Annotated in this window: 17 protein-coding genes and 1 pseudogene; 6 read left to right on the forward strand and 12 right to left on the reverse strand. The window is 72.4% G+C overall.

Annotation, left to right across the window (positions count from 1 at the left end; translation table 11 throughout):
• Positions 1–89: 89 nt before the first annotated feature.
• Both BDK92_RS26675 and BDK92_RS26680 read left to right on the forward strand, forming a co-directional pair.
• A complete protein-coding gene (locus tag BDK92_RS26675) occupies positions 90–1,031 on the forward strand; it encodes a ferric reductase-like transmembrane domain-containing protein (RefSeq protein WP_121159166.1) in 942 nt (313 codons plus the stop codon).
• Positions 1,028–2,335, forward strand: coding sequence for an NAD(P)/FAD-dependent oxidoreductase (locus BDK92_RS26680; RefSeq protein ID WP_121159167.1), 1,308 nt, complete (start codon positions 1,028–1,030; stop codon positions 2,333–2,335). Before BDK92_RS26675 ends, BDK92_RS26680 begins: the two co-directional genes overlap by 4 nt.
• Before the next feature lie 73 nt (positions 2,336–2,408).
• Here BDK92_RS26680 and BDK92_RS26685 read toward each other — a convergent pair whose 3' ends face one another.
• Complete coding sequence (locus BDK92_RS26685; protein ID WP_121162610.1) at positions 2,409–3,062, reverse strand: hypothetical protein; 654 nt, start codon at positions 3,060–3,062, stop codon at positions 2,409–2,411.
• A 207-nt stretch (positions 3,063–3,269) separates the two neighbouring features.
• Between BDK92_RS26685 and BDK92_RS26690 the strand changes: the two genes are divergently transcribed.
• Positions 3,270–3,677 (forward strand): GIY-YIG nuclease family protein, encoded by a 408-nt coding sequence (locus BDK92_RS26690; RefSeq protein ID WP_121159168.1) that lies wholly within the window; start codon positions 3,270–3,272, stop codon positions 3,675–3,677.
• 3 nt (positions 3,678–3,680) lie between these two features.
• Here BDK92_RS26690 and BDK92_RS26695 read toward each other — a convergent pair whose 3' ends face one another.
• Complete coding sequence (locus BDK92_RS26695; RefSeq protein ID WP_121159169.1) at positions 3,681–4,427, reverse strand: SDR family oxidoreductase; 747 nt, start codon at positions 4,425–4,427, stop codon at positions 3,681–3,683.
• Positions 4,428–4,528: 101 nt separating this feature from the next.
• Here BDK92_RS26695 and BDK92_RS26700 point away from each other — a divergent pair, with 101 nt between their 5' ends.
• Positions 4,529–5,395 carry a helix-turn-helix transcriptional regulator gene (locus tag BDK92_RS26700; RefSeq protein WP_121159170.1) on the forward strand — a complete coding sequence of 289 codons (867 nt, stop codon included), beginning with the start codon at positions 4,529–4,531 and terminating at the stop codon, positions 5,393–5,395.
• Positions 5,396–5,413: 18 nt separating this feature from the next.
• On the opposite strand, the gene BDK92_RS26705 is transcribed toward BDK92_RS26700, so the two are convergent.
• The 8 genes and pseudogenes from BDK92_RS26705 to BDK92_RS26740 form a co-directional block, all read right to left on the reverse strand.
• Positions 5,414–6,172: an anti-sigma factor family protein gene (locus BDK92_RS26705; RefSeq protein WP_121159171.1), complete on the reverse strand. Its 759-nt coding sequence runs from the start codon at positions 6,170–6,172 to the stop codon at positions 5,414–5,416.
• Positions 6,169–6,732, reverse strand: a pseudogene (locus BDK92_RS26710) (sigma-70 family RNA polymerase sigma factor); the annotation flags it as partial. The gene BDK92_RS26705 and the pseudogene BDK92_RS26710, both read right to left, overlap by 4 nt.
• A 269-nt stretch (positions 6,733–7,001) precedes the next feature.
• Positions 7,002–7,859, reverse strand: coding sequence for a spermidine synthase (locus BDK92_RS26715; protein WP_121159173.1), 858 nt, complete (start codon positions 7,857–7,859; stop codon positions 7,002–7,004).
• A 60-nt stretch (positions 7,860–7,919) separates the two neighbouring features.
• Entirely contained in the window at positions 7,920–8,894 is a 975-nt protein-coding gene (locus BDK92_RS26720) for a hypothetical protein (protein ID WP_121159174.1), read from the reverse strand.
• The gene (locus BDK92_RS26725) at positions 8,891–11,386 is read right to left on the reverse strand and encodes an AAA family ATPase (RefSeq protein WP_121159175.1); all 2,496 of its coding nucleotides are present in this window, start codon (positions 11,384–11,386) and stop codon (positions 8,891–8,893) included. The genes BDK92_RS26720 and BDK92_RS26725 overlap by 4 nt, the downstream gene beginning before the upstream one ends.
• Positions 11,386–12,531, reverse strand: a complete 1,146-nt coding sequence (locus BDK92_RS26730; protein ID WP_121159176.1) for an exonuclease SbcCD subunit D — start codon at positions 12,529–12,531, stop codon at positions 11,386–11,388. Before BDK92_RS26730 ends, BDK92_RS26725 begins: the two co-directional genes overlap by 1 nt.
• Positions 12,532–12,541: 10 nt before the next feature.
• The gene (locus BDK92_RS26735; RefSeq protein WP_121159177.1) at positions 12,542–14,311 is read right to left on the reverse strand and encodes an ATP-binding protein; all 1,770 of its coding nucleotides are present in this window, start codon (positions 14,309–14,311) and stop codon (positions 12,542–12,544) included.
• A gap of 265 nt (positions 14,312–14,576) precedes the next feature.
• Entirely contained in the window at positions 14,577–15,905 is a 1,329-nt protein-coding gene (locus BDK92_RS26740) for an extracellular catalytic domain type 1 short-chain-length polyhydroxyalkanoate depolymerase (RefSeq protein WP_121159178.1), read from the reverse strand.
• Positions 15,906–16,178: 273 nt separating this feature from the next.
• On the opposite strand from BDK92_RS26740, the gene BDK92_RS26745 reads away from it, so the two are divergent.
• Positions 16,179–16,784, forward strand: a complete 606-nt coding sequence (locus tag BDK92_RS26745; protein ID WP_121159179.1) for a TetR/AcrR family transcriptional regulator — start codon at positions 16,179–16,181, stop codon at positions 16,782–16,784.
• Positions 16,785–16,836: 52 nt separating this feature from the next.
• Complete coding sequence (locus tag BDK92_RS26750; protein WP_121159180.1) at positions 16,837–17,373, forward strand: hypothetical protein; 537 nt, start codon at positions 16,837–16,839, stop codon at positions 17,371–17,373.
• A 46-nt stretch (positions 17,374–17,419) separates the two neighbouring features.
• Here the strand turns inward: BDK92_RS26750 and BDK92_RS26755 are convergent, their stop codons facing one another.
• Together BDK92_RS26755 and BDK92_RS26760 are read right to left on the reverse strand one after the other, a co-directional pair.
• On the reverse strand, positions 17,420–18,367 hold the full coding sequence (locus tag BDK92_RS26755) for a pyrimidine reductase family protein (protein ID WP_121159181.1): 948 nt from the start codon (positions 18,365–18,367) through the stop codon (positions 17,420–17,422).
• A 143-nt stretch (positions 18,368–18,510) separates the two neighbouring features.
• Positions 18,511–18,966 (reverse strand): NUDIX domain-containing protein, encoded by a 456-nt coding sequence (locus tag BDK92_RS26760; protein WP_121162611.1) that lies wholly within the window; start codon positions 18,964–18,966, stop codon positions 18,511–18,513.
• Positions 18,967–18,991: the final 25 nt, after the last annotated feature.

Here is an 18,991-nt window from a genome sequence, read left to right on the forward strand (position 1 = left end):
AGCCCAGAATCATATAGACACCAGGCGTTGGGTTGGTTTCCCCTCTGTAACTCTCAGCCGGTGCCACCTGGAATAGGAGGACCGCAGGCGTGCGCAGTGCGCAGGAAAGCGTGCATCTCATCGCCGCGACCGTGGGATTTATTTCATTCTTCCTGCTCTGGCTCGCGGTGCTGTCCGGCCTGGTCCTGCGCAACGGCTGGGCACTCACCCGGATACGGCACTCGACCACTCACGCCACGCACTCCACGATCGCCCTGCTCGGGCTCTGTCTCGGGCTCGTGCACGGCTTTGCCCAGCTCGCCTCGCCCGGTGGCCCGGTCCGGCTGGTCGACCAGTTCGTCCCCTTCCTCAACCCGACCGACCCGATCGGCATCGGGGTCGGGACGGTGGCGCTGGAACTGATGGTGGCCACCACGCTCTCCGTACTGATCCAGAGGCGGTTGGGATACGCCCGGTGGCGGGCGCTGCACGCGTTGACGTACGTCGCGTTCATGCTGCTCGTCGCACACGTGCTGATCTCCGGATCGGATGTCGGGCCGCCCGTCGTCTGGGGCAGCGTACTGGTGGCCTGGCTCTCCACTGTGGCGGTGTGGATCACGACCACTCCGTGGATCAGCGACCTCCGCCGTGACCTCGGCGACCGGTTCGCCTCCCGTCGGCGTGGGCAGGAGATCGCCGTCAACGTGGACGCGAACCGGTGCGCCCGGTTCGGCTTCTGTGAACACGAGGCACCCGACGTCTTCACCCTGCGCGGCGACGGACGGCTGGCGTACAAGGCCATGGTGCCGGCCGACCAGACCAACGCGGTGCTCCGTGCCGTCGAGGTCTGCCCGGCGCGGGCGATTACCCTCAACCGGGTGCCGACCACCGTGCTCACCCCGCTTCCGGTCGAGCGGGATTCCGATGCGGACGCCGACACCGGGACCGACCGGTCCACCCGTCCCGGACGCCGCCCCCGGCCCCGCCCGGGCCCCCGGTCCGTCTCCTCGGCCAGCGGCACGGGGGTGCACCGCCGCGACGGTGCGTCGTGAGGCGGCGGCGTGGACCACGCTCGGCGTACGACCGGGTGGTGGTGGTCGGCGCCGGTCGGGCCGGAGTGGCCGCCGCCGAGGAGCTGCGCCGGGCCGGTTTCCGTGGCGAGGTACGGGTGCTCGGCGACGAACCGAGTGCTCCGTACGACCGACCGGCCTGCTCGAAGGGGCTGCTCACCGGACACCGGCGCCCCAGCGACGTACGTATGCCGGTGCTCGACGGCGCCGAGATCGACTGGCACCTCGGCCGGCGTGCGGTGCACCTCGACCCGGACGCCCGGATCGTCACCACCGACACCGGTGAACGCTTCGGTTACGACGGGCTGGTGATCGCCACCGGTGCGCGAACCGCGTTGCCGCGCGACTGGCCGGTGGGCGAACCGGGGCTGCACACCCTGCGCACGCTCGCCGACGCCTGGGCCCTGCGCGGTGCCCTGCGCGACGCCCAACGGGTGGTGGTGATCGGCGCCGGGCTCACCGGCTGCGAGGTCGCGTCCGCCGTGCGCACCCTGGCCCGCGACTGCGTACTGGTCGACTCGTCGCCGTACGTCCTCGGCCGCGCCGTCGGCGAGACGGTCGGCCGGCTGGTCACCAGGGAGGTGGCCCGCGACGGGGTGCAGTTGCGGCTCGGCCGCCGGGTCACCGGCCTGAACCGGCGTCGCCGGGGCTGGCTGGTGGAGCTGGACGACGGGGACGAACTCCTCGCCGACCTGGTCGTGACCACCACCGGCGAACGACCCGACGTCGACTGGCTCGACGGCACCGGGATCGACATCAGCGACGGGGTGCGCTGCGACGAGAGCCTGCGGGTGCTCGGCGTCGAGGGCGTGGTCGCCGCCGGCACCGTCGCCCGCTGGCCGAACCTCCGTTACTCCGCCCGGCCGCGCCGGTGTGCACAGTGGATCGCCGCACTGCAACAGGGTCGGGCCGCCGCGCACACCCTGCTCGCCGGTGACCGCGAGGTGCCGCCGGTGACCGTGGTGCCGAGGTTCTGGTCCGATCAGTACGGGCTGCGCATCCAGGTCTGCGGCGAGCTTCCGGAGCACGCCGAGGTGATGGTCACCGAGCTGCGACCCGGTCGCCGGGACGTGGCCCGGGCCGGTGTGCTGGTCGGCTACCACGACGACGGTCGACTCGTCGGTCTGGTCGCGGTCAACGCGCCGCACGCCTTCACCTCCATCACCCGGTCCATGCTCGCCACCACCACGGTCACCGTGCCGGCCCCAGCTGCCGCGCCGGTCACCGCGACCGCCGCAGTACCGGCTGCCGCGCCGGCCGCCCGCCGGCTCGCCGAGGCCAGCTGACCCGGGAACGTCCCCGGCGCCGGCTGGCCGCGCCCGAACGGCAACGGCCAGCCGACGCGTCGGGGGCCACCGGTCAGTACGAGTACGCGTCGCCGCCGGTGTTCTCCGCGGCACCGTCCTCGCCCTCGACCGGCGGCGGGGGAACCGCCTTCGGGGTGCCCTCGGGCAGGCAGCTCAGGTTCTTCTTGCCGTCGGGGGCGACGACGAACCAGGTACCGCCGACGCCCTGGCCCTTCCACTGGCCCGGCTTCAGGTCGCCGACGTAGCGGTAGAGCGGCCAGCCGCCGAGGGTCAGCTGACGGGTGCCGTCCTCCCGGGTCACCTCGCCGACCTTCTCCTGGTCGACCCCGGTCAGTTCGGTGTTGCCGTCGGTCACCGCCGGCGGCCAGACCCGGGCGCAGTCACCATTGCAGTTCGTGGTCGGCGGATTCGCGGAGTCCTTGTCGAACCGGTAGAGGATCCAGCCCTTCTGGTCGGTTACCACCGAGCCCATCTTGGCGACCTTCTTGGCGATCAACTGCGTGGTGAGAGGAACATTCGCCGGGGGCTTGGCCGGGGACGCGGAGGCCTCGGGAGTTGCCGAGGCCGCAGCCGCCACCTCGGCATTCGCCACCGGCTCGGTGTCGGCGGCCTGGGTTCCGTCGTACCCGGCCGGAGCGCAAGCCGTCAGGGCGGCGATCGCGGTCATTGCGGCCAGCGTGCTCGCAACGGTGACGGTTCGCTTCATCAGTGCCACGTGTCCTCCTCAGCTTGGCAGGTCACCCGGAAGTACGGGCACCCGTGCCGAGCGGATGAGTGATTCACGGTGGACAATTTCACAGCAGGCCGTTGAACTGTCGGACGCGATTTCCCGTACGCGGGCGCGCGGCGGGGCGCGGGCCACCACGCCGGTGCGGGGGTGACGGGGGAGGGCCGGGATCGGTAGCGTCCGTGCATGCTCAACCTCACCCGTGACGATCTGCTGGCCGGCTTCACCGCCGCTCAGCCGTACACCATCGAAGCCGCCGCCGCCGCTCCCAGCTCGCCCGGCGTGCACGTGGTCGTCGACGGTGCCGCGGTCGTCTACGTCGGCTGGACCGGCAACCTGCGGCGCCGGCTCCGGCAGCACCTCACCGGCAGCCGCGGCTCGTCGCCACTGCACGACCAGGTCGGCCAGATCCTCGACACCCCGGGCAGCGCGGCGCCGGCCGCCGACATCGCCGAATGGCTGGGCCGCTGCACGGTCCGCTGGCAGGAGACCGAGAACCCGGAGGGTGCGAAGGACGCGCTGGTCGTGGCGTTGCACCCGTGCTTCAACCGGCAGGTGCCCCGGCAGCGCAGGGCACCCGCCGGTCGGGCCTGACAGCTACCAGGGCAGTACGCCGTACGAGCCGTCCGTCAGGTAACCCCACAACAGTCCGCTCGGCCCGTCCCCGGGCAGGGTGGCCAGGTGCACACTGACCTCGGCCCCCTGATCCGGGGTACGGAACCCGCCGTGGTGGTTCAGGTCGGTCGCGCAGTAGCCGGGATTCGCCGCGTTCACCTTGATCACCGTGTCCCGCAGCTCCTTGGCGTACATGGCGGTGACCATGTTGAGCGCCGTCTTCGACGACGGGTACGGCACCGAGGCGAACGGGAACAGCGGGTTCGTCGGGTCGGTCATGGTGCCGATCGAACCGACCTCGCTGGAGACGTTCACGATCCGGGCGCCCGGCGCGGCCAGCAGCAGCGGCAGCAGTGCGTTGGTGACCGCGACGACCCCGAAGACGTTCGTCTCGTACACCGTCCGCAGGGTCGCCAACCGGGTCTCGCTCGGCTGTCCGGTTCCGTCGCCGAGCGCGATCCCCGCGTTGTTCACCAGCACGTCGAGCTGGCCGTACCGGTCGTCGATCCACTTCGCGGCGCTGGCCACGGACTCTTCGTCGGTGACGTCCAGGGTCACGGCGTGCGCGTCGGTGCCGGCGTCGCGCAGTGCCCGTTCCGCCTCCCGGCCCCGCTCCGGGTCGCGGGCGCCGACCAGCACGGTGAAGCCGCGCCCGCCGAGCTGCCGGGCGGTGGCGAATCCGATTCCCTTGTTCGCCCCGGTGATCAGGGCGGTCATGTTCGTGGTCATGGAGCGAGACTGCCGACCGGCGGGGGTCGGCGGGAGAGACCGGCGGAGGCTGGTACCGCCGGTACCACCCATCCCGCCACCGGTTGAGGCACCCTTGGGTGATGGGCGGGGTGGACGCGGGGGCCGGACTGCGGCGCGACGAACTGGCGGCGTTTCTGCGTAGCCGGAGGGCCCGGCTGCGCCCGCTGGACGTCGGGCTGCCCGACGGCATCCGACGCCGGACGCCGGGGCTGCGCCGGCAGGAGGTGGCCCAGCTCGCCGGCATGTCGATCGACTACTACATCCGGCTGGAGCAGCGCCGCGGCCCGCACCCGTCCCGGCAGGTGCTGATGGCGCTGGCGCGCGCGCTGATGCTGAACCGGGACGAGCGTGCGTACCTGTTCCAGATCGCGGGCGAGAGCGCGCCCGCGACGACGGGCCCGAGCCGCGAGGTGGCTCCCGGCGTACGGCACCTGATCGACGCGATGACCGAGACACCGGCGTACGTCGTCGACGCCAAGTACGACGTGCTCGCCTGGAACCGGTTGGCGGTCCACTTCGTCGGCGACCTCGCCACTGTGCCGACCACGGACCGGAACATGATCCGCTGGATGTTCCGCCGGCCCGACTCGGACCGGCACTGGGACGACCCCGACATGCTGCGGTTCGTACGCAGCTCGATCGCGGACCTGCGCGCCGCGTACGGGCGCTACCCGGGGGACCGGAGCATCGAGGGGCTGGTCACCGAGCTTCTCGGCACCTCGCCCCGGTTCGCTCGGTTCTGGGCCGACCACGAGGTGGAGGTCCGCCGACGGATCATGAAGCGGGTGCCGCACCCCGAGTTCGGGCCACTCGAGTTCGAGTGCCAGATGTTGCACGTCGCCGACGCCGACCAGCGGATCATCGTCTACGTGCCGGAGCCGGGCTCGCCCACCCAGGCGGTGTTCCGCCGGCTCGTCGACCGGGTCGGGCAGTCCCCCGGAGCCTGAGGCCCCGGGGGCCGGCGTCTACAGGGGAACGGTCACCAGCGCCGTCGGCGTTCCCTTCGCGTCGACCGCCTGCACCTGCATCCGGTCGATGTCGGTCCGCTGCGCCGACGTGGTGCTCTGCAACAGCAACGGCTCCGGGTGGGCCGGGGTGCCGTAACCCTCCGGCGGCACGGTCCAGCTCGACAGCACCTCGGGATCGCCGTTCTTGCGCAGCACCACCAGCCGGCAGGTACGCGGACCGGTGAGGTTGCTCAGCGCGAACGACACCTGGGTGCCGAACGGCCGGGCGTCCAGCAGCAGATCCGCCTTCACACCGGTGTCCTTGTCCGTCACGGTCAACTTCTCCGCGTCGGCCATCTCCGGGCCGCCGAACCCACCACCGGTGAACGACGGGGTCGGCAGCGCGCTGTTGGTGCCGGTGTTGTTCGTGCCGCCGACCCAGCTCGCCCCGGCGACCAGGGCCAGGCCGCTCAGCAGCGCCACCACGACCACGCCCGCGGCCAGGCTGAGGACCCGCTGCTTGCGGGCCCGGCGCCGGTCGAGGCTGACCACGTTCAGTGCCCGGGTGACGAGCTGGTCGTTGGCGGTGGACCGCTCCATCACCGCGAGGTCGTCACCGTCCACCTCGGCGAGCAGGTCGACCACCGGCAGCATCGATTCCAGTTCGCCGGCGCAGGCCCAGCAGTCGGCCAGGTGCTCCTCGAACCGGACGGTGTCCTCCTCGTCGAGCACGCCCAGGGCGTACGAGGCGACGTCGAAGTGGTCGGACCGGCTCATTCGGTCACCCCCCGCTGTTGCAGCGCGGTCCGCAGGGCGCGTAGCGCGTAGTAGACCCGGGACTTGGCGGTGCCCAGGGGCAGCCCCAACTCCTCGGCGGCTTCCGGCACCGTACGGCCCCGGAAATAGGTCGCGACCAGGATTTCCCGATGCGAGTCGCTCAGTGTGCGGAGTGCGTCGGTAACCGTCATCAGGCGAAGCACCCGTTCGGTTTCGTCAGCTTCGGAGAATGTTTCCAGATCACGGTCGTACGTTTCCGCTGGCCGGGCCTGACCGCTGCGATGTTCGTCGATGACGATTCGCCGGGCGACGGTTACCAACCAGGGCCGCAGGGACGTCTGTCCCTGGGCACCGAGCCGGTGCGCGTTGCGCCAGGCACGCAGCAGCGTCTCCTGTACGACGTCCTCGGCGCGTTGCCGGTCCCCGCCGGTGAGGCGGAGCACGAACATCAGCAAAGGGCCCGCATGCTGCTCGTACAGGAGCCGAACCAAATCGTCCGAACGGTTGGCCTCGGCTGATCCGGATTGGTGGCGGCCGGTAGCCGATCGTGGCGTCACGCGCCCATCATTGCCGGCCGCGTTTCGGACGTCGATACCGCCCCCGGCATCAATTTCTCTTCGCGGTCGGGGTACGCGCACCCAGTCCGCCCGGACCAGGTCGGCAGGCCGCTCTTCGGTCACCGTACGCATTCACCCCTCCGCTTCCCGTCATCAGCCACCGAGGGGTACGGATTCCGGCCGGCAACGGATCAAACGAATTCCCGCAGATCCCTTTCGAGCCGGATTCGGCTGCTCGGGACCCGGGTCAGGCGGACCTCAGCTGGTACGGATCACCCGGCGACGCCGAAGGTGCCGGCCGGGGGCGGGGCGGAGGCGGTCGCGGTCGCGTCCACCACCACCTTGGCCCCGCCGGCGAAGCGGTCGAGTTCGTCGTCGGCCAGGACCCGGCCCGGAAACCAGTCCCCGGCCGCGCGACGGGTCAGTTCGGCCACCGGCGGGGCGACCCGGCCCGCGACCAGCACCAGGTTGCCGTACCGCCGGCCGCGCAGCACCGCCGCGTCGGCGACCAGGCAGGCCATCGGCAGCACCGAGCCGACGGTGGCGACCTGCGCCCGTACGTGCCGCAGCGGCGGCCCGTCGGCGATGTTGACCAGATAGGTGCCGGCCGGCCGGAGCACCCGGGCCACCGCACCGGCGAACTCCACCGAGGTCAGCCGGGCGGGGGTCCGGGCACCGGCGAAAACGTCCGCGATCACCAGGTCGTAGGAGTCGTCCGGGGAGGATTCCAGGGCCTGCCGGGCGTCCGCCACCCGTACCTTCAGGCGGGCCTGCGGTGGCCAGGGCAGCTCCCGCCGGACCAGTTCGACCAGGGCGGCGTCGACCTCGACCACCCGCTGGGTGGAGCCGGGCCGGGTCTGGGCGACGTACCGGGGCAGGGTCAGCGCGCCGCCGCCGAGGTGCAGCACCCGCAGCGGCTGCCCGGCCGGGGCGATCAGGTCGATCGCGGCGGCCATCCGACGGATGTACTCGAACTCGAGATGGGTCGGGTCGTCCAGGTCGACGTGCGACTGCGGTGCGCCGTCCAGGTTGAGCGTGAACGCGCGCGGCCGGTCGGGATCGGGCACCAGTTCGGCGAGGCCGGTGTCGACCCGTACGCCAAGTCGATCCGGACCTCGTTTACGTGCCATACCGCCCAGTATCACCGGTCAGCCCGGCGCCGGGCCGCCGACCATGGTCAGGATCACCGGTCAGCGGGACGCCCGTCCGGCGGCCACGGTCAGCGTCCGGTGCAGCAGCCGGGCGTCGCCGAGCAGCGCCCGTAGCCGCCGTTCCAGGCCGGCGATCGGGATCAGGTTCTGTGGTGCGCGCGGGTCCTTGTACGGCGACGAGGCGAACCGGGGCAGGGTCACCAGGGACCGGTCGGCGAGACCGATCGCCTCCGACGGATCGAGTTCGGCGGAGCACTCGACCCGGACCACACCGGCCCACGGGGCGCCGGCGGTGCCCGGCAGTCGCAGGTACCAGGAGTAGCCGCCCCAGGCGGTGCCGAGCTTGAACACCGGTGACCGTTCGCCGGGCGCCAGCCCGGTCACCACGGCGGTGAGCCGGGCGTCGAGATACTGGCTGTGCTGGGTCTTGATGTAGCCGATCGCGCGCGGCAACTGGCGCCGGTTACGCAGCGGGCCGTCAACCACCAGCAGGTCGTCGTCGCTGCGGGCGGCGCCGGAAACCTCGACCTCCAGCGCGGTCAGCGGACCCTGTACGGCGGCCGGCAGCTTGCTCAGCTCACCGGTGCCGCCGACCCGGTGCAGGGAGTAGCGGACCTGCCCGGCGAGCACGTCCCCGGCCGACGGGCTGGCGGTGAAGAGCCCCCGGGCGACCCGGGCACCGGCCAGTTCGGCCGCCCCGCGTCGCAGGTCGCAGCGGACCACCCCGGCGGCGTACGAGGCGGCGATGCCGGGGTACGAGCCGCCGTCGTGCTCCCGGGTCCAGACGCTGGCGTCGATCCGGCGTACCCCGTCGACGAGCAGCACCACGTCCGGTGGGCGCAGCCCGTCCGGCGCGGCGACCGCCCGCCACTGGTCGGCCGGCATCTCGACGCTCGGGTCGACCTGGGCGCTGCTCGGTGTCGCCGGCCCGCCGGCCGCCTCGAACGAGGCGCCGTACGAGGGGTCCCAGCCGTCGACGTAGAGCCGGGGACGGGGCGCGTCGGGGCCGGTCATCCGACCCGCTCCACCCTGGCCGTACGGGCGTCCTTGCGGATCTCGTACCGGACCGGCACCCGTTCCGCCAGGGCCGGTACGTGGGTCACCACGCCGACCATCCTGTCCCCTCGGGCGGCGAGTGTCTCCAGGGTCGCCGCGACGGTGTCCAGTGTGGCCACGTCCAGGGTGCCGAAGCCCTCGTCGAGCAGGATCGACTCCAGGCTGGCGGTGGTGGTGGAGAGGCCGGCGAGCTGCTCGGAGAGGGCGAGCGCCAGGGCCAGGGACGCCTGGAAGGTCTCCCCGCCGGAAAGCGTGCGTACGCCCCGGCGCAGCCCCGCGTCGTGCTGGTCGATGACGGAGAACTCGCCCTTGTCGTGGGTGAGTTCGTACTGCCCGCCGGTGAGTTCGCGCAGGATCCGGGAGGCCCCGTCGACCAGCAGGTCGAGCGCTTCGGCGAGGAGCCAGCGTTCGAAGTTGTTGGCCCGTAGGTGCCCGGCGAGGGACCGGGCGGTCCGGGCGGCGTTCTCGTGCTCGACCCGCTTCGCGGTGAGCTCCTCGGCCTGCTCGCGCCGCTCGGTGAGGCGCCGTACCTCCGCCTCGGCCGCCACCACCGCGACCGCCGCGGCGGCGACCGGGTCGGGTTCGGATCCGCCCGCCCGGCCGGTGAAGCCGTTCACCCCGGCGTCGGCGAAGAGCGCGTTGATGCCGGCGGCGACGGTCTCGGTGGCGGCACGCGCCCCGGTGACCGAGGCTGCGGCGTCGACCCGGTCGGCCCGGCGTCGGTCCGTCTCCCGGGCGGACCACTCCCGCAGGGCGGCCCAGGCGGCGGAGAGGTCGTCCCGGTCGGCGGCGGGTGGGCCGAGGCGGGCGATCCGGTCGCGGGCGGTGTCGAAGTCCCGGCCGGCGAGCCGGACCCGTTCCTCGGCCGTCTCGACCGCCACGCGGGCCCGCCGGGACGCCTCCCGGGCGGTGCGCACCGCTGTGCCGGCCTGGTCGAGCTGCCCGCGCAACCGGTCCAGGGCGGCGAGTTCGCGGCGCAGCGCGGTCGGGCCGGGCGAGTCCACGAGCCGGCCGTCGAGTTCGGCCAGGGCGGCGGCGAGCTGGTCGTGGCGGGCCCGCGCCCGGTCCAGGTCACGCTCCAGCGCGCGGGCAGCCCGGTCCCGTTCGGCGAGGAGTTTCGTGGCGGCGTCGGCGGCGGTCCGGGCGGCGTGCCCGGCGGCCTCGGCGGCGGTCACCGCCGAACCGGCCGGCACCGCCGGCACCACGTGCACCTCCTGCTCGCAGACCGGGCACGGGGCCCCGGCGGTGAGGTGACCTCGCAACGCGGCAGCCCGGTCGGCGGTCTGCGCCTCCTGGTACGCCCGGCGGGCCGCCTCCAACTCGGTGTCGGCCCGCGCGGCGGCGGCCCGTACCTGGTCGAGTGCGGCCACCGCCCGGGCGTGCTCGGCCTCGGCGGTGGCCAGCCCGGCGCCGAGTGACTCCGCCTCGGCGGCAACCCGGTCCCGTTCGGTGTGTGCCTGGAGCAGCAGCCGCAGGGTGGTGGCGTCCCCGGCGGCGGCGAGCTCGCCACGTACCTTCTCCTCGGCCTCCTCGGCGAGGGTGACCGCCGACGCGGTCTCGGCGGCGGCGGCGCGCGCGTCGGCCACCGCCCGGGTGACGGCGGCGACGTCGGCCGGCGGGTGGATCCGGTCGAGTTCGGCGAGTTCTTCGTCGAGGGCGGTGAGCCGCGCGGCTGCGGCGTCCGCCGCCGCGCGGGCCCGGTGCAGCTCGGGTACGGCGGCCCGGACGTCCGCGTCGAGCCGGCGCATCGCGTCGAGGTGTGCGGTGGCGGCGGCGAGGGTCTGCTCGTCGGCGTCGGTGAGCCCGTGCAGCACCTGGTCGACGGCGGCGAGTCGCGCCTCGGCCCCCACCGCCCGTGCCGTCGCCGCCTGCTGAACCTTCTGGTAGACGCCGAGGCCGAGCAGGTTGACCAGGATCTCCTGCCGGGCGGCCGGTTTGGCGTGCAGGAAGTCGGCGAACTGCCCCTGCGGCAGCACCACGCAACTGGTGAACTGCTCGTACGGCAGGCCGACCGCGGTCAGCACCGCCGCCTCCATCTCGGCCGGGGTGCCGGCGATCACCTCGCCGAGATCCTCCGGGCTCATCCCGGTGTCGAGTTTGGTCACGTCGAAGCCGTCGGGCATCAGTTGCAGCCCGGCGTTGCCGGTCTTCACGTTGCCCCGGCTGTCCCGCCGGACCACCCGGGTCGCCACGTAGCGGGAGCCGGCGGAGTCGAAGACCAGCCGGACCCGGGCCTCGACGGCGGACGGGGCGAGCGCGTTGGCGATGCCCCGGGTGCCGCCCCAGCGGGGCACGGTGCCGTAGAGGACGAAGCAGATCGCGTCGAGCACGGTCGACTTGCCCGAACCGGTCGGTCCGACCAGGGCGAAGAAGTCGGCGTCGGTGAAGTCGATGGTGGTGGGTTCACGGAAGACGGTGAAACCCGCCAGGTCGAGCCGGAGCGGACGCACTACCCGCCCACCTCCTCGTACAGCTCGTCGAACAGGTCGCGTACGTCGTCGGCTTCCGGTTCCCGGCTCTCCAGGTAGTCGCCGAAGAGCTCCCGCGGGGAGCGGCCGGCCCGGGGCGCCGCCCGGGTACGGGACGCGGCGGCGAGCAGCTCCGGGTCGACCCGTACCTCCAGGGCGCGGGGGAGCAGCGCCTGCACCTCCTCGCGCAGTCCGGCCCGGGGCGTCTCCCGTACGTACACCCGCAGCCAGCCCTCCGGTGGCGCCAGTTCGGCCAGCTCGGCCAGGGTGCCGCGGACGGTACGCAGCGGAGCGGCGGCGGTGATCGGCACCTGACGTACCTTGGCTGCGGTGCTGGTGGTCACCTCGACGATGGTGACCGAGGGGTGGTTCTCCTCCTCGCCGAAGTCGATCGCCAGCGGGCTGCCGCTGTAGCGGATCGGCGCCGGGCCGGGCACCTGCTGGGACCGGTGCAGGTGGCCGAGGGCGACGTAGTGGGCGTTGGTCGGGAAGACCGTCGCGGGCACCGCGTAGCCGAGTACGGTCTGCGACTCCCGCTCGCCGCCGCCGGCCATCGCGCCGACCACGGTCAGGTGGGCGGTGACCAGGTGCACCCGGTCCGGTTCGGTGAAGCTCTCGGTGAGCCGTCGGAACAGCCGTCCGATGTGGTCGGCGTAGGTCTGGTTCGCCTCGGCGGCGGTCAGCTCGTACATCTCGGTGGCGCGGACCGCGTACCGCTGGGAGAGGAACGGCAGCGCGACCAGCCGCCACCGTTCGCCACCGTCGGTCACCCCGTCGACCAGGTGCTCGTCCGGGGTGTCCCGGACACTGCCTCGCAGCGCCACCCCGGCCGCGTCGGCCCACGGCCGCAACGCGTCCAGTGCCGGGCCGTTGTCGTGGTTGCCGCCGACCGCGACGACCTGCGCCCCGGTGGCGCGCAGTGCGGTCAGCGCCCGGGTGACCAGCCGGGTCGCCTCCGGTGTGGGCGCGGCGGTGTCGTAGAGGTCACCGGCGACGATGACCAGGTCGGGGCGCTCGGCGCGGGCGACCTCGACCAGCTGGGCCAGTACGGCCACCTGCTCGGCGACCCGTGACTGTCCCTTGAGGACTTTGCCGATGTGCCAGTCGGAGGTGTGCAGGATCTTCACGGCGGGGTCCTCAGAACGGGATGTCGTCGTCGGTCAGCGCGCCGGCCCCGGAGCCGACCACCGCGAACGGGTCGGCCGCCTGGGTGATCGAGCGCAGCGTCTCCGACGGGGCCTGGCCGGCCTCGGAGACCCGGGTGGCCCAGGCGGGGAAGGGGAACTCCAGGCAGAGCGGGACCGGGATGTCCGGCTGGTTGACGAACATCGTGCCGGGTTTGGCGAGCAGGGCCCGCTGGCGTTGGGCCGGGGGGAGGAAGCCGTACTCGGGGCGGGACGCCTCGGCCGGGTCGAGCCGGCCGACCACCCGGATCGCCGAGTTGGTCACGATCCGTCGCTCGACCTCGCTGGCGGTCTGCTGGGCGCCGATCAGGATCACCCCGAGGGAACGACCGCGCTCGGCGATGTCGAGCAGCACCTCCTTGATCGGGGAGGAGCCCTCGCGCGGGGCGTACTTGTTGAGTTCGTCGAGGACGACGAAGAGCAGCGGCTTGGCGGTGCCGGTCTTCTCCTTGTTCTCGAACTCGGTCTTGAGCGTCACGCCGACCACGAAGCGCTGCGCCCGGTCCGGCAGGTTGTGCAGGTCGACCACGGTGACCTGGGCGCTCTCCGCCGTGTTGATCCGGTGCGGACGGCGGGTGGCCAGGTCGCCCCGGATCAGCCGGCCCAGGTCCTTCTTGCTGTTGATCAGTCGTCGGGCGAAGGCGTTCACCGTGCCGGTGTTGATCGCGCTGCCGGCCCAGGTGGAGCGGGTCTCCTCGTCGGTGAGCTGCTCGACGATGTGGTCGACCAGGTCGGGGTAGGAGTGCACCCGGACCCCGTCGATGCTCACCCCGCCGTCGGCCGGCTGGGCGTAGCGGTGCAGGTGCGCGGTGACCGAGTGGACCACCATCGTGTACTGCTGGCGTTCGTCGTCGGCGTCGGCGAAGACGTACGGCAGCAGCCGGTCGGCACAGAACTCGGTCAGCGTCCAGTAGAAGCTGTCCACCCCGGTCAACCGGCTGCTGACGTCCGGGGTGCCGGAGGCGTCCCCGGCCCTCGGCGGGGCGTAGACCCGTACGTCGGGGAAGGCGCCGGCGGTGAGCCCGAGTTTCGCGTACGCCGCAGTGGTGGCCGCGTCGAGCCGGGTGTTCGGATGGTCCAGGAAGAGCAGGTCCTCGCCCTTGACGTTGAAGATCAGCGCCTTCGCGTTGACCGCGTCGCCGCCGAGCACACCGGAGCGGAACACCGAGTAGAGCAGGAAGGTGGCGAAACTGGTCTTGGTCGCCACCCCGGAGATGCCGGAGATCGAGACGTGTGCGCCCCGGCTGCCGTCGAGGAAGTCGGCGTTGAGGAAGACCGGCACCCCGTCCCGGCCGGTCCCCATCGGCACCCGCCGCTCCATCCGGTCGAAGTGCAGCGCCGAGTCGCGTGCCTCGCCCTGTGCCCGGTGGACCAGCGCGCCCGGGGAGGGGGGCACGTAGAACTCCGGGTCGACCCGGGTGGTGGTGATCTCGGCCGCCTCCTGCACCTGGGCCGGCAGGGTGCCGTCGGCGATGGCGAAGACGTCGGAGTCGAACTGGGCGCCCTCGTGCCGGGCCCGGACCTGGGTGACCACCCCGGCGATCGTCACCGGTTCCCGGTCGGGCAGCTCACGACGGGTCACCACCACGTCGTCGAGTTGCAGGTAGCTGCCGGGGGCGACCGCGGTCCAGAACTGCAACGGGGTGGCGTCGGCGGTGCCGAGCACCCGGCCGACCTCCTCGCCCGGGTTGTCCGGTGTGCCGCTGGCCAGCGGGTCGCTCATCGCCGGCCCCTGACCGGGTACGGCCGGCGGGCCAGCCCCTGCTGAGCGGGGAGGCCTACGCCGGCGATGATGATCGACTTTCGCGCGAGATACAACACGAGATGCATCCTGCCCCACCCGTACGACAGGGTGCCAAGTCGACGCGCCTGCCGGCGGGGCCGGCACGTGCCGGCGGTGGCGGGTGTCACCTCGCCGGTACGGCGAACCGCCGGGGTGCCGGGGTGTCGCGTCGCTCGTCGCGTCACCCCGGCCGGGAGCCGGACGGTCAGGTGAGGGTGCAGGCGACGCCGTTGAGGGTGAAGGAGGTGGGCCGGCCGGTGTTGCCGGTGTGGGTGGCCTGGAAGCCGATGCCGGCGGAGCCGTTCGGCGGGATGGTGCCGTTGTAGCTGACGTTGCGGGCGCTCACCGCGCCGCTGCTCGGGCTGTACGAGGCGTTCCAGCCGGAGGTGATGGTCTGGCCGCCGGGCAGGGTGAAGGCCAGGGTCCAGCCGTTGACCGGGGCGCTTCCCCGGTTGCTGATGGTGATCGCGGTGGTCAGGCCGGTGTTCCAGGCGTTGACGGTGTAACCGACGGCACAGCCGCCTCCGGCCGGCGGTGGAGTGGTCGGCGGTGGTGTGGTGGGCGGTGTGGTGGTCGGCGGCGGGGTGGTCGGCGGCGGGGTGGTCGGCGGGGTGGTGGTGTTCAGGCCGAAGAACCGGATCGCCTCGGCGGCGTTCACCGGCAGGTTGTGCGATACGCCCTGCATGCTGATCGCCTCGACCGGTGCGGTGGGCCCGCTGCCGCCGTACCTGGTCCGGGTGTAGCCGGACTGCGGGGTGTCGGTGAAGGTCGGCGTCTGGCTCAGCCCGTGGACGTTGGTCCACTGCTTGATCTCCTCGCCGAAGTTCGGGTAGCGCAGCGTCTCGTCGTTCGTGCCGTGCCAGAGCTGCATTCTCGGGCGCGCGCCGGTGTATCCCGGGTACGCGTTGCGGACCAGGTCACCCCACTGCTGGGCGGTACGGACCACCTGCCCGTTGGCGCACTGGCTGTTCCAGGTCGAGCCGTCGGTGGTGGCGAAACAACTGTGCGGTACGCCGGCGAAGGCGGCGCCGGCCTTGAACACGTCGGGATAGTTGCCGAGCAGGACGTTGGTCATCATCGCGCCGGAGGAGACGCCGGTCGCGTACACCCGGTCCGGGTCGCCGTTGTGGCGCTGCTGGACGTACCGGACCATCGACAGGATCGAGACCGGGTCGCTGCCACCGTCGCGGCGCAGTGCCTGCGGCGAGTAGACGTCGAAGCACTGGCCGCTCCGGGTCGCCGAGGGGTAGATCACGATGAAGCCGTACTGGTCGGCGAGCGAGGCGAACTGGGTGCCGGAGTGGAACGCCGGGCCGGTGCCGGTGCAGTAGTGCACCGCGACCAGGATCGCTGGTCGGGCCGCGACCCGGTCCGGCACGTAGAGATGCATCCGCAGGTTGCTCGGGTTGGTGCCGAAGTTCGTCACCTCGGTCAACGTGGCCGCAGCCGCCGGCGGGGTGGCCACGGCCAGGCTGAGCAGCGCCAACGCCGCCGCGATTCCGGCGGCGCCGAGCAGGCGGGCGAGTCGTCTCATGCGTCTTCCTTTCGTCTGGCTGCGTCGACCGGGTGCGCGGGCTTACCGATCGACCGGTGGTGGTGAAACATTCCGCAGTATGGATCGAAACATTTCACTGCACAAGACATAGAGCAACATGAGTAATTGGAGGTGGTTGGCGGTTTTGTGGCCCGTAAGTTTTCGGTCTACGTCGAGCTGACGCCTGGTCGGGGGGGTCGGTAACGGACCGCTGGTCCGGCCGCTGTGTCCCGGATAAACTGGACCCTTGAGTCCAGACCAAGGAGCTGAGTGGTGACCCGGAACCTCACCCCGAAGGGGGCCGCCACCCGGCAGCGGATCGTCGAGGGCGCCGCCGCCGAGATCCGTGAGCGCGGCATCGCCGCCACCACCCTCGATGACGTACGCGCCCGCACCGGGACCAGCAAGAGCCAGCTCTTCCACTACTTCCCCGACGGCAAGGAGGAACTGCTGCTCGCGGTCGCCCGGTACGAGGCCGGCCGGGTCCTGATCGACCAGCAGCCCTTCCTCGGCGACCTCACCTCCTGGTCGGCGTGGCACGCCTGGCGGGACGCGGTGGTGGCGCGCTACCGGGCACAGGGGCAGCAGTGTCCGCTCAACGTGCTGGTGTCCCAACTGGGGCGCAACACCGCCGGCGCCCAGGCGGTGGTGCACGAACTGATCCGACAGTGGCAGTCGGAGATCGTCGTGGGGATCCGGCACATGCAGGGCATCGGCGAGATCGACCCGGAGCTGGACGCCGACCGTACGGCCGCCGCCCTGATCGCCGGGATCCAGGGCGGCGTCACGATGATGCTCTCCACCGGTCGGCTCACCCACCTCGAGGCAGCCCTCGACGTGAGCATCGACAACCTGCGCCGCGCCCACGGGGACCGTTGAGCAACCTCCGGAGGGTGTGTTCCGGGGATTCCGAGCCAGCTAGCGTGGCACGGTGCAGGTTGCCCCGGATGATGCCGAACTGATCGCCGCCTCGCTGGCCGAGCGGATCTCCGCGCTCATCTTCCTCGACCGGACCCCGGAGCAGGTCACCGAGTTGCTGGTCGAGGAGATCGCGGACTGGGCGGCGGGGCGGGGCTGGCGGGTCTACCGCCGCGCGGCGAGCGTGCTGCCGCTGCCCCCGCCGTACGCGCACCGGCACTCCTTCCTCGACGTCGCCTGCGCCCGCCCGGACGGGCCACCGCTCGCGATCGAGATAGACCGCAGCAACCGGCGTCGGTCGGTGGAGAAGCTGCTGGCCGAGGCGGAGGCCGGGCGGATCCCGATCTGGGTGCGCTGGGGTCTGCGCGGCTTCGACCCGCCGCCGCCGCCGATCCAGATGTTGACCTGCCCGGTCACCTCCCGCCCCGGCCCGGACCCGAAGACACCGCTGCACTCCCGGCTGCCGGTGACCGAGCGTCCCGCCCCACCGCACACCGCCGCCGACCTGCGGGTCGACGAGCAGACCGACCTCTTCACCGGCCCCGGCTGAGCCACCCTCCCGGGTCGGGCCGGCACTGCCCGCTGGGCCGGCGCGATCAGCCGCGGGCGTAGCGCAGCAGCAGGGTCGACTCGGCGGCGAGCAGGTGCCGCAGCCCCATGCCGCGCGGCGGGCTCGGCGTCCCGGCGGTGATCCGCCCGGCTCCCGCACCGGCCAGCAGCGGTGCCACGGTCAGGCAGACCTCGTCGACCAGGTCACTGGTGGTGAGCGAACCGAACAGGTACGGTCCGCCCTCGCAGAGCACTTGCCGCAGACCACGGCGGTGCAGTTCGGCCATCCCGGCCGTGAGGTCGACCCGGTCCACCAGGTCGATCCGGTCGTTCTGGTCCACCAGGCCGACCTGGTTCACCAGGCCGATCTCGGTGGACTCCTCGAACCGGGTCTTCGGGTCCATCGGGTCCGCGCTGACCCGGATCAGGTCGGCGACGGCGGTCAGCCCCGGCGGCGGGGTGGCCCGGCTGTGGGTGAGCACCAGCGGGCGGACCGGTGCCTGGGCGAACGCCGCCTGCCCGGGGTCGAGGTCCAGCGCCCCGGAGACCACGACCAGGGTCGGATACTCGTGCAGTCCGTGGGCCCGGCGCCAGGCCCGGCGCCGCTCGTCGAGGCGGAGCGGACCGTAGTTCTCCTGGCGCAGGGTGCCGGCACCGACCACCAGGGCGTCACAGAGCATGCGGAGTACGCCGAAGACCCGCTTGTCCGGCCCGCTGGAGAGCCCGGCGGAGAAGCCGTCGACCGCCACCGCGCCGTCGATGCTCGACACGAAGTTGACCCGCAGGTGCGGCTCCTCGGTCCGGCCGTAGAGCGCGGCGAGCGCGGCGTCGTCCAGCGGGGTGTCGTCCGGGGCCGGCCAGAGGCGGCGGATCGGGGCCCGGGGGTCGGTTGTCGGGATCGACGGATCGGGGCCGTCACCGCCCGGCGTGGTCGGTACGGACTCGGCCTCGCTCGGTGTGAGCGGCGTGGCCTCGGCCTGCGTCGGCTCGTTCATTCGCCGGCCGGCCCGGTGACCGGTGGGGTCGGCACGGGGATCCGGTGCTGGCAGTCGCACCAGTTCCGGCCAGGGCACTGGCCATGCCGCTGCTCGCGGCACGCTCGGCAGATCATGTCGAAACCCTATGCGGTACGGCCGGTCTAGGCCCGTCGGTCGGCCGGACCTGTGGCGAACAGCTCCAGGGTCGGTGGGAGTTGGGAGTGCAGCGGCTCGGGTAGGGAGTCGACGGTGAACCAGCCGAGCTGGTCGAACTTGTGCGGCTCGCCGATCGTGACCGTCGACGGGTCGACCCGTACCGCGAAGACGACCGCGACCCAGTGCGACGGGGGCTGGTCCCGGAGCACGTTGCGTACGCCGAGGACGGTGATGTCGAGCGGCTGGGTGGCGTACTCCTCGCCGACCTCGCGGGTGACCGCGGCCTCGAACGTCTCGCCGAACTCCAACGCCCCCGCCCCGGTGTCCCAGGTGCCGGGCTCGTCGCGGGCACCGGCGCCGCGCCGGGCCAGCAGCACCCGTCCCGCGCCGTCGTGGCAGACGAAGACGCAGGAGACCGAGGGCGTACGGCTGGTCGACCGGTGATCGGACCCGACTGTCATGACAACGCTCCAGATGATCGACTGG

The sequence above is a fragment of the Micromonospora pisi genome, from assembly GCF_003633685.1.
Classification (GTDB): domain Bacteria; phylum Actinomycetota; class Actinomycetes; order Mycobacteriales; family Micromonosporaceae; genus Micromonospora_G; species Micromonospora_G pisi.

Excerpts from the sequence above, each read along its gene's own strand:
- BDK92_RS26685 (WP_121162610.1), bottom strand. The coding sequence starts at position 3,062 with ATGAAGCGAACCGTCACCGTTGCGAGCACGCTGGCCGCAATGACCGCG.
- BDK92_RS26690 (WP_121159168.1), top strand. The coding sequence starts at position 3,270 with ATGCTCAACCTCACCCGTGACGATCTGCTGGCCGGCTTCACCGCCGCT.
- BDK92_RS26695 (WP_121159169.1), bottom strand. The coding sequence starts at position 4,427 with ATGACCACGAACATGACCGCCCTGATCACCGGGGCGAACAAGGGAATC.
- BDK92_RS26700 (WP_121159170.1), top strand. The coding sequence starts at position 4,529 with ATGGGCGGGGTGGACGCGGGGGCCGGACTGCGGCGCGACGAACTGGCG.
- BDK92_RS26705 (WP_121159171.1), bottom strand. The coding sequence starts at position 6,172 with ATGAGCCGGTCCGACCACTTCGACGTCGCCTCGTACGCCCTGGGCGTG.
- BDK92_RS26715 (WP_121159173.1), bottom strand. The coding sequence starts at position 7,859 with ATGGCACGTAAACGAGGTCCGGATCGACTTGGCGTACGGGTCGACACC.
- BDK92_RS26720 (WP_121159174.1), bottom strand. The coding sequence starts at position 8,894 with ATGACCGGCCCCGACGCGCCCCGTCCCCGGCTCTACGTCGACGGCTGG.
- BDK92_RS26735 (WP_121159177.1), bottom strand. The coding sequence starts at position 14,311 with ATGAGCGACCCGCTGGCCAGCGGCACACCGGACAACCCGGGCGAGGAG.
- BDK92_RS26740 (WP_121159178.1), bottom strand. The coding sequence starts at position 15,905 with ATGAGACGACTCGCCCGCCTGCTCGGCGCCGCCGGAATCGCGGCGGCG.
- BDK92_RS26755 (WP_121159181.1), bottom strand. The coding sequence starts at position 18,367 with ATGAACGAGCCGACGCAGGCCGAGGCCACGCCGCTCACACCGAGCGAG.
- BDK92_RS26760 (WP_121162611.1), bottom strand. The coding sequence starts at position 18,966 with ATGACAGTCGGGTCCGATCACCGGTCGACCAGCCGTACGCCCTCGGTC.